Source organism: Enterobacter sp. 725m/11 (assembly GCF_011683705.1).
In the GTDB taxonomy this organism is placed as follows: Bacteria; Pseudomonadota; Gammaproteobacteria; order Enterobacterales; family Enterobacteriaceae; genus Enterobacter; species Enterobacter bugandensis.
Window position 1 is genome coordinate 18,404 of the sequence record NZ_JAAQOK010000056.1, and the last position, 8,675, is coordinate 27,078.

Below are 8,675 nucleotides of genomic sequence, written 5' to 3' on the forward strand. Positions count from 1 at the left end.
AGGGCACCCGCGCGCACCTCTTTCCCGCAGAAACATTTCGCCACACTCCCATTTCATTCCCGCCGTTTACATCTTCATCGCCTTTCATTATTGTTATGTTATAACATTATTTTTGAGTTGAAATATCCATGTCCCTATTTTCTCTCTCATCCCCGGTTCGGCTGCTGCTGGCGATGGTGCTCATTCTGTTTCTCGGGCTGGCCGTGCGCTGGGCGGTGGCGCTGCCATGATCGTGATGAACGCACTGGTTGCGGGCTACGACCGCCAGCCCGTCACGCGTCCGCTTTCGGGCGTGATTGAACGCGGCAGCATGACCGCCATTATCGGTGCCAACGGCTGCGGCAAATCCACGCTGCTGAAAACCCTCGCCGGATTTATTCCGCCCGTCAGCGGCAGATTTCACTGGCAGGGTAGACGACCGGTAATCGGATGGCTGGCGCAGCGTCACGCGCTGGAAGCGCAGTTTCCGCTGACCGTGCAGGACGTGGTGAGCATGGGCTGCTGGCCCGGAATTTCGCTTTTCGCCGGTTTTCGTCGCGAAGCGCGTCTGCGCATTAGTGGTGCACTTGAGCGCGTGGGGCTTGACTCAATGGCGCTCTCCACCATTGATGAACTCTCCGGCGGCCAGTTTCAGCGCATGCTTTTTGCCCGCGTGTTAGTCCAGCAGGCGCCGCTGGTGATGCTCGACGAGCCCTTCACCGGCGTTGATGAAGCGACCTGCAACGTGCTGATGGATCTGATGCTGGAGATGTATATGCAGGGGCAAACGCTGCTCGCGGTACTGCACGACAGCGAGCGCGTGGCGCGCCACTTCCCGCAGACGCTGCGGCTGGATGCTGACGCCCCCCAGTGGAAAACCGAACGGGTGAGGGTGGCATGATCTGGCACACATTCTTCCAGCCGTTTATCGAATTCGGCTTTATGCGCCGCGCGCTGGTGGTTTGCCTGGCGCTCTCCGTCAGCACCACCGCGCTCGGCGTGTTTCTTCAGCTGCGCCGGATGAGCCTGATGGGCGATGCGCTTTCTCACGCCATTTTGCCCGGCGTCGCCGTGGGGTATTTGCTCAGCGGGATGTCGCTGTTGGCTATGACCGTCGGCGGGTTTATCGCCGGGATTGCCGTTGCGCTGGTGGCCGGGCTGGTCAGCCGCCGTACGCCGCTGAAAGAGGATGCCAGCTTTGCCGGTTTTTACCTGGGATCACTGGCGCTGGGCGTCACGCTGGTATCTCTGCGCGGCTCGAATGTCGATCTGCTGCATCTGCTGTTTGGCTCAATCCTCGCGGTGGACAACGACGCCGCGCTGTTTGTGACCGGCGTGTGCATCTTCACCCTTATCATGCTGGCCCTTTTTTACCGCGGGCTGGTGACGGAGGCGTTTGACACCGCCTGGCTGGAGGTGAATGCCCGCTGGCTACCAGGCTTATTGCACGGTCTGTTTCTGGCGCTGCTGGTCCTGAACCTGGTGGCCGGTTTTCAGGTGCTCGGCACGCTGATGGCCGTCGGGCTGATGATGCTCCCGGCGGTAGCGGCGCGCTGTTGGGTTCGCACCTTACCCGGATTACTCCTGATGGCCGGTATCAGCGGTATTTTCTGCGCGTGGCTGGGGCTAAGCCTCTCCTGGGCGGCAAGTTTACCCGCGGGGCCATCTATTGTGCTGACCGCCAGCGCGCTGTTCTTTATTTCCGTTTTATTTGGCACGCGCAGCAGGCTGGCTGGCAGCCTGCGGGCGCTTTATTAACGCAAGGGGAAACGATGAAAAGTACAGGATTAATCATGGCGCTAGCGCTGGGGATGATGTCGCATAGCGTGATGGCGAAAACGCTGAATGTGGTCACCAGCTTTTCGATACTGGGGGATATCGCGCAGGAGGTGGGGGGCGATCGTGTAAACGTGACGACGCTGGTGGGGCCGGACGGCGATCCGCATACCTTCGAACCGTCGCCTAAGGACAGCGCGGCGCTGAGCAAGGCTGACGTGGTCGTGGTCAACGGTTTGGGGCTGGAAGGCTGGCTCGACCGCCTGGTGAAAGCCTCCGGGTTCAAAGGCCAGCTGGTCGTTGCCTCAAACGGGGTGAAAACCCACACGCTTGAGGAAGATGGAAAGACCGTGACCGATCCGCACGCCTGGAACAGCGCGGCGAACGGTGCGCTGTATGCGCAAAATATTCTGAACGGGCTGGTGAAAGCCGATCCGGAAGACAAAGCGGCGCTGGAGGCTTCAGGAAAACCATACATTGCGCAACTGACTCAACTGGACAGCTGGGCAAAAACGCGCTTTAGCCAGATCCCGCAGGAAAAGCGCAAAGTGCTGACCAGCCATGACGCGTTTGGTTATTTTGGCCGCGCTTACGGCGTAACCTTCCTGGCACCTCAAGGACTCTCTTCAGAGAGCGAGGCCAGCGCGTCGCAGGTGGCGGAGATTATCAAGCAGATTAAAGCCGACGGCGTGAAAACGTGGTTTATGGAAAACCAGCTCGATCCGCGTCTGGTGAAGCAGATTGCGTCGGCGACGGGCGCACAGCCCGGCGGCGAACTTTACCCGGAAGCCCTGTCGGCAAAAGGTGGGGCAGCAGACACCTACGTTAAAGCGTTTCGCCATAATGTCGATACGCTTGCGAACAGCATGAAATAATATTTCTACAGCCGGTGCGCCCGCACCGGCTTTTTTCTGAAGCCCCCTCGTAAAACCTGAAGCGCATCCCCATATCTGACGAGAAAGTGCTATCTTGTGCTGCACGTTTTTCTCAAGCCTGGAGCAAGAATGACTGACCATGAATTGATGCAGCTTAGCGAGATCGTTGGCCTTGCCCTGAAGCAGCGTGGCGCGACTATTACCACCGCGGAATCCTGCACCGGCGGATGGGTGGCGAAAGCGATTACCGATATCGCCGGCAGTTCCGCCTGGTTTGAACGTGGCTTTGTGACCTACAGTAACGAAGCTAAGGCGCAGATGATTGGCGTGCGCGAAGCCACGCTGGAACAGCATGGCGCGGTCAGCGAACCGGTTGTCATTGAAATGGCCATTGGCGCGCTGAAAGAGGCGCGGGCAGATTACGCCATTTCCATCAGCGGCATCGCGGGGCCGGACGGCGGCAGCGACGTGAAGCCTGTCGGCACCGTCTGGTTCGGGTTTGCCACGTCCAAAGGGGAAGGGATCACCCGCCGGGAGTGCTTCAGCGGCGATCGCGAAAGCGTGCGTCGTCAGGCTACCGTTTATGCGTTAAAAACGCTCTGGCAACAATTTCTACAAAATACTTGATACTGTATGACTATACAGTATAATTGCACCAACAGAACAGAAGTCCATGGTGAAGCGCAGTTGCTTCTCCCGGCATGACAGGAGTAATAATGGCTATCGACGAAAACAAACAGAAAGCGTTGGCGGCAGCACTGGGCCAGATCGAAAAGCAATTCGGTAAAGGCTCCATCATGCGCCTGGGTGAAGACCGTTCCATGGATGTGGAAACTATCTCCACCGGTTCGCTTTCTCTGGATATCGCACTGGGCGCGGGCGGTTTGCCGATGGGGCGTATCGTAGAAATCTACGGTCCGGAATCCTCAGGTAAAACGACGCTGACCCTGCAGGTTGTTGCAGCGGCGCAGCGCGAAGGTAAAACCTGTGCGTTTATCGATGCCGAGCACGCGCTGGACCCGGTCTATGCCCGTAAGCTGGGCGTTGATATCGACAACCTGCTGTGTTCCCAGCCGGACACCGGCGAGCAGGCGCTGGAAATTTGTGACGCGCTGGCACGTTCCGGTGCGGTTGACGTGATCATCGTCGACTCCGTTGCGGCGCTGACGCCAAAAGCGGAAATCGAAGGTGAAATCGGTGACTCTCACATGGGCCTCGCGGCACGTATGATGAGCCAGGCGATGCGTAAGCTGGCCGGTAACCTGAAGCAGTCCAATACGTTGCTGATCTTCATCAACCAGATCCGTATGAAAATTGGTGTGATGTTCGGTAACCCGGAAACCACCACCGGTGGTAACGCCCTGAAATTCTACGCCTCTGTCCGTCTGGATATCCGCCGTATCGGCGCGGTGAAAGAGGGCGAGAACGTGGTGGGTAGCGAAACCCGCGTGAAGGTTGTGAAGAACAAAATCGCAGCACCGTTCAAACAGGCCGAATTCCAGATTCTCTACGGCGAAGGTATCAACTTCCTCGGCGAGCTGGTTGACCTGGGCGTGAAAGAGAAGCTGATTGAAAAAGCGGGCGCCTGGTACAGCTACAACGGTGACAAGATTGGTCAGGGTAAAGCGAATGCTATCTCCTGGCTGAAAGAGAACCCGGCTGCGGCGAAAGAGATTGAGAAGAAGGTGCGTGAGCTTCTGCTGAACAACCAGGACTCCAAGCCTGATTTCGTGGTGGATGCCGCGGATGCTGAAGAAACCAACGAAGACTTTTAAGTCTCTCGTGTAAAGATGAAGGGCTGCTGACGCGGCCCTTTTTGCATTTCTGATTCTGCAGGTTTTTTATGAGTGAACCGACATCACGCCGACCCGCCTACGCGCGCTTGCTGGATCGTGCGGTACGCATTCTCGCCGTGCGCGACCACAGTGAACAGGAGCTGCGGCGGAAGCTGTCAGCGCCCGTCATGAGCAAAAACGGGCCGGAGGAGATTGATGCCACTGCGGAAGACTACGACCGCGTGGTGGCCTGGTGCTATGAGCATCATTACCTGGACGATGACCGGTTTGCCTCGCGTTTTCTCGCCAGCCGTGGGCGTAAAGGATACGGGCCCGCGCGCATCCGTCAGGAGCTTAACCAGAAAGGGGTGGCCAGGGAGTCCATCGAAAAAGCGATGCGCGAAAGCGACACGGACTGGTGCGAACTGGCAAAAGAGCAGGCGATTCGTAAGTACGGCGAACCGCTGCCGCGTGAATTTTCAGAAAAAGTCAAAATCCAGCGCTTTTTGCTCTACCGCGGCTTTCTGATGGAAGATATTCAGGATATCTGGCGTAATTTTGCCGATTGAACGCATGCGGGATTTTACTTCCCACTAAAGAAAACTTATCTTATTCCCACTTTTTCCAGTAGCTGGTCCGTCCAACGGTTTACCGATACAGGCTGGCTACGACATTTCGTTAGCTTGATTTCAGGATAATTATGAGCAAGAGCACCGCTGAGATCCGTCAGGCGTTTCTCGATTTTTTCCATAGTAAGGGACACCAGGTTGTTGCCAGCAGCTCCCTGGTACCGAACAACGATCCGACTCTGCTGTTTACCAACGCCGGGATGAACCAGTTCAAGGATGTGTTCCTTGGTCTCGACAAGCGTAATTATTCCCGCGCCACAACCTCACAGCGTTGCGTGCGTGCGGGCGGTAAACACAACGACCTGGAAAACGTCGGTTACACCGCGCGCCATCACACCTTCTTCGAAATGCTGGGTAACTTCAGCTTCGGCGACTACTTCAAACATGATGCCATTCAATACGCATGGGAGCTGCTGACCGGTGAAAACTGGTTCAACCTGCCGAAAGAGCGTCTGTGGGTGACCGTCTACGAAACCGATGACGAAGCGTTCGAAATCTGGGAAAAAGAAGTGGGTATCCCGCGCGAGCGTATTATTCGCATCGGTGATAACAAAGGCGCGCCATATGCGTCTGATAACTTCTGGCAGATGGGCGACACCGGTCCTTGCGGTCCGTGCACCGAGATCTTCTACGATCACGGCGACCATATCTGGGGCGGCCCTCCAGGCAGCCCGGAAGAAGACGGCGATCGCTATATTGAGATCTGGAACATCGTCTTCATGCAGTTCAACCGCCAGGCTGACGGCACTATGGAGCCGCTGCCGAAGCCATCCGTTGATACCGGTATGGGCCTGGAGCGTATCGCCGCGGTTCTGCAGCACGTTAACTCCAACTACGAGATTGACCTGTTCAGCACCCTGATCAAAGCCGTTGCGAACGTTACCGGCGCGACCGATCTGAACAACAAATCGCTGCGCGTTATCGCAGACCATATTCGTTCCTGTGCGTTCCTGATTGCCGACGGCGTTATTCCGTCGAATGAAAACCGTGGCTACGTGCTGCGTCGCATCATTCGCCGTGCGATCCGTCACGGCAACATGCTGGGCGCGAAGGACACCTTCTTCTATAAACTCGTTGGGCCACTGATTGGCGTGATGGGGTCAGCCGGCGACGAGCTGAAACGCCAGCAGGCGCAGGTTGAGCAGGTTCTGAAAACCGAAGAAGAGCAGTTCGCTCGTACGCTGGAGCGCGGTCTGGCGCTGCTGGACGAAGAACTGGCGAAGCTTAAGGGTGACACGCTGGATGGCGAAACCGCTTTCCGCTTGTACGACACCTACGGCTTCCCGGTTGACCTGACGGCGGACGTTTGCCGCGAGCGCAACATCAAAGTTGATGAAGCAGGATTTGAAGCCGCGATGGAAGAGCAGCGTCGTCGTGCGCGTGAGTCCAGCGGTTTCGGTGCAGACTACAACGCGATGATCCGCGTTGATAGCGCGTCTGAATTCAAAGGTTATGAAGCGCTGGAACTGACCGGCAAAGTGACCGCCCTGTTTGTTGACGGTAAAGCCGTAGACAGCATCAGCGCGGGTCAGGAAGCCGTCGTCATTCTGGACAAAACGCCGTTCTATGCGGAATCCGGCGGCCAGGTTGGCGATAAAGGCGAACTGAAAGGCAACGGTTTTAGCTTCAGCGTCAGCGACACCCAGAAATACGGTCAGGCGATCGGTCACCAGGGCAAACTGGTATCCGGTTCTCTGAAAGTGGGCGAGGGCGTACAGGCTAACGTTGATGAAGCACGCCGTGCGCGCATTCGTCTGAACCACTCTGCAACCCACCTGATGCACGCAGCCCTGCGCGACGTGCTGGGTACCCACGTTGCACAGAAAGGTTCTCTGGTAAACGATAAAGTGCTGCGCTTCGACTTCTCGCATTTTGAAGCGATGAAGCCGTCTGAAATTCGCGCGGTGGAAGACCTGGTGAACGCGCAGATCCGTCGTAACCTGCCAATTGAGACCCACATCATGGATCTTGAGGACGCGAAGAAAAAAGGTGCGATGGCGCTGTTTGGCGAGAAATATGACGAGCGCGTTCGCGTGCTGAGCATGGGCGACTTCTCTACCGAACTGTGCGGCGGTACTCACGCCTCGCGCACCGGTGACATCGGCCTGTTCCGCATTGTTTCCGAATCCGGTACGGCTGCAGGTGTGCGTCGTATTGAAGCGGTGACCGGTGAAGGCGCAATCGCCAGTCTGCATGCGCAGAGCGATCAGCTGCACGACATCGCGCAGCTGCTGAAAGGCGATAGCCAGAATCTGGGCGAGAAAGTGCGCGTTGCGCTGGATCGCACGCGTCAGCTGGAAAAAGAGCTGCAGCAGCTGAAAGAGCAGGCTGCGGCGCAGGAGAGTGCAAACCTCTCCAGCAAGGCTGTAGACATTAAGGGCGTCAAACTGCTGGTCAGCGATCTGGCGGGCGTTGAGCCTAAGATGCTGCGTACTATGGTCGACGATCTCAAGAACCAGCTTGGTTCTACCGTTATCGTGCTGGCGACAGTGGCAGAAGGTAAGGTTTCTCTGATTGCGGGGGTCTCTAAGGATGTGACCGACCGCGTTAAAGCAGGGGAACTGATTGGTATGGTCGCTCAGCAGGTGGGCGGCAAGGGTGGCGGTCGTCCGGACATGGCGCAAGCCGGTGGTACGGATGCGGCGGCACTTCCTGCGGCATTAGCCAGCGTTGAAAGCTGGGTAAGCGCGAAACTGTAATAACTACAAAGCACAAGCAGACGCCATAGCGGCAACGTTATGGCGTCTTGTTCACTGTGCTATCGATAACGATAAAGTCAGGTTGAGTTTGTGTATATCGGCTAAACTTACGTTTAACAGAATGTGATGCCGTGACTGCTTACACTTTACGTGTTTGTCATCGCTTACTTTTTGGCGTTATATGATGGATAATGCCGGGATACAAGAGACCCGACTCTTTTAATCTTTCAAGGAGCAAAGAATGCTGATTCTGACTCGTCGAGTTGGTGAGACCCTCATGATTGGGGATGAGGTCACCGTGACAGTTTTAGGGGTAAAGGGTAACCAGGTACGTATTGGTGTTAACGCTCCTAAAGAAGTATCTGTCCACCGTGAAGAGATCTACCAGCGTATCCAGGCTGAAAAATCCCAGCAGTCCAGTTACTGATATTGTCGCGTCTCGCTGTCGGGCGAGACGCAACCCTCCCGCTATTTTTCCTGCTCAAAGTTACCGTTTAATTTCAATCGCTCTCTTTTTAACCACTCTGTTACCCTTAACTCGTCTCAATACCGCCATTTCGGCAGATGTTTTCTGTGGCATTGCCTGCAAAATCCGCTTATAAAACACCCTCTTTGCGGCTTTTACATGCGAATTGCGTGTGATTTGTGCAAACGATAAAAGCTTTTGGAAAATTGTTTGACTTATAAGTCCCAGAAAGTAATATATGCGCCACGCAGCGACGAGAAGCTCTTAACGAGTTGCTCGAAGCACTCGAAAGAGGCGTTGTGTGGTGAGGTGGCCGAGAGGCTGAAGGCGCTCCCCTGCTAAGGGAGTATGCGGTCAAAAGCTGCATCCGGGGTTCGAATCCCCGCCTCACCGCCATTTTGCATCCGTAGCTCAGCTGGATAGAGTACTCGGCTACGAACCGAGCGGTCGGAGGTTCGAATCCTCCCGGATGCACC

Annotated in this window: 8 protein-coding genes and 2 tRNA genes; all 10 read left to right on the plus strand. The window is 56.1% G+C overall.

Going from position 1 to position 8,675, the window contains the following annotated elements:
- Positions 1–226: 226 nt before the first annotated feature.
- Complete coding sequence (locus HBA26_RS19470; RefSeq protein WP_126344970.1) at positions 227–880, plus strand: ATP-binding cassette domain-containing protein; 654 nt, start codon at positions 227–229, stop codon at positions 878–880.
- Complete coding sequence (locus HBA26_RS19475) at positions 877–1,737, plus strand: metal ABC transporter permease (protein ID WP_108780345.1); 861 nt, start codon at positions 877–879, stop codon at positions 1,735–1,737. The genes HBA26_RS19470 and HBA26_RS19475 overlap by 4 nt, the downstream gene beginning before the upstream one ends.
- A gap of 14 nt (positions 1,738–1,751) precedes the next feature.
- Positions 1,752–2,630, plus strand: a complete 879-nt coding sequence (locus HBA26_RS19480; RefSeq protein ID WP_048960112.1) for a metal ABC transporter substrate-binding protein — start codon at positions 1,752–1,754, stop codon at positions 2,628–2,630.
- A gap of 129 nt (positions 2,631–2,759) precedes the next feature.
- Entirely contained in the window at positions 2,760–3,257 is a 498-nt protein-coding gene (gene pncC / locus HBA26_RS19485) for a nicotinamide-nucleotide amidase (protein WP_028014190.1), read from the plus strand.
- A gap of 89 nt (positions 3,258–3,346) precedes the next feature.
- Positions 3,347–4,405: a recombinase RecA gene (gene recA, locus HBA26_RS19490; RefSeq protein ID WP_028014189.1), complete on the plus strand. Its 1,059-nt coding sequence runs from the start codon at positions 3,347–3,349 to the stop codon at positions 4,403–4,405.
- 68 nt (positions 4,406–4,473) lie between these two features.
- Positions 4,474–4,974, plus strand: a complete 501-nt coding sequence (gene recX / locus HBA26_RS19495) for a recombination regulator RecX (protein WP_028014188.1) — start codon at positions 4,474–4,476, stop codon at positions 4,972–4,974.
- Between the two features lie 131 nt (positions 4,975–5,105).
- Positions 5,106–7,733 (plus strand): alanine--tRNA ligase, encoded by a 2,628-nt coding sequence (alaS, locus tag HBA26_RS19500; protein WP_028014187.1) that lies wholly within the window; start codon positions 5,106–5,108, stop codon positions 7,731–7,733.
- Between the two features lie 241 nt (positions 7,734–7,974).
- Positions 7,975–8,160: a carbon storage regulator CsrA gene (csrA, locus tag HBA26_RS19505; RefSeq protein WP_000906486.1), complete on the plus strand. Its 186-nt coding sequence runs from the start codon at positions 7,975–7,977 to the stop codon at positions 8,158–8,160.
- A gap of 342 nt (positions 8,161–8,502) precedes the next feature.
- A tRNA-Ser gene (locus tag HBA26_RS19510) sits at positions 8,503–8,595 on the plus strand.
- A gap of 4 nt (positions 8,596–8,599) precedes the next feature.
- A tRNA-Arg gene (locus HBA26_RS19515) sits at positions 8,600–8,673 on the plus strand.
- Positions 8,674–8,675 lie beyond the last annotated feature (2 nt).

Bases quoted from the DNA above. Each gene is read 5' to 3' on its own strand.
- HBA26_RS19470 (WP_126344970.1), top strand. From the start codon at position 227: ATGATCGTGATGAACGCACTGGTTGCGGGCTACGACCGCCAGCCCGTC.
- HBA26_RS19475 (WP_108780345.1), top strand. From the start codon at position 877: ATGATCTGGCACACATTCTTCCAGCCGTTTATCGAATTCGGCTTTATG.
- HBA26_RS19480 (WP_048960112.1), top strand. From the start codon at position 1,752: ATGAAAAGTACAGGATTAATCATGGCGCTAGCGCTGGGGATGATGTCG.
- pncC (WP_028014190.1), top strand. From the start codon at position 2,760: ATGACTGACCATGAATTGATGCAGCTTAGCGAGATCGTTGGCCTTGCC.
- recA (WP_028014189.1), top strand. From the start codon at position 3,347: ATGGCTATCGACGAAAACAAACAGAAAGCGTTGGCGGCAGCACTGGGC.
- recX (WP_028014188.1), top strand. From the start codon at position 4,474: ATGAGTGAACCGACATCACGCCGACCCGCCTACGCGCGCTTGCTGGAT.
- alaS (WP_028014187.1), top strand. From the start codon at position 5,106: ATGAGCAAGAGCACCGCTGAGATCCGTCAGGCGTTTCTCGATTTTTTC.
- csrA (WP_000906486.1), top strand. From the start codon at position 7,975: ATGCTGATTCTGACTCGTCGAGTTGGTGAGACCCTCATGATTGGGGAT.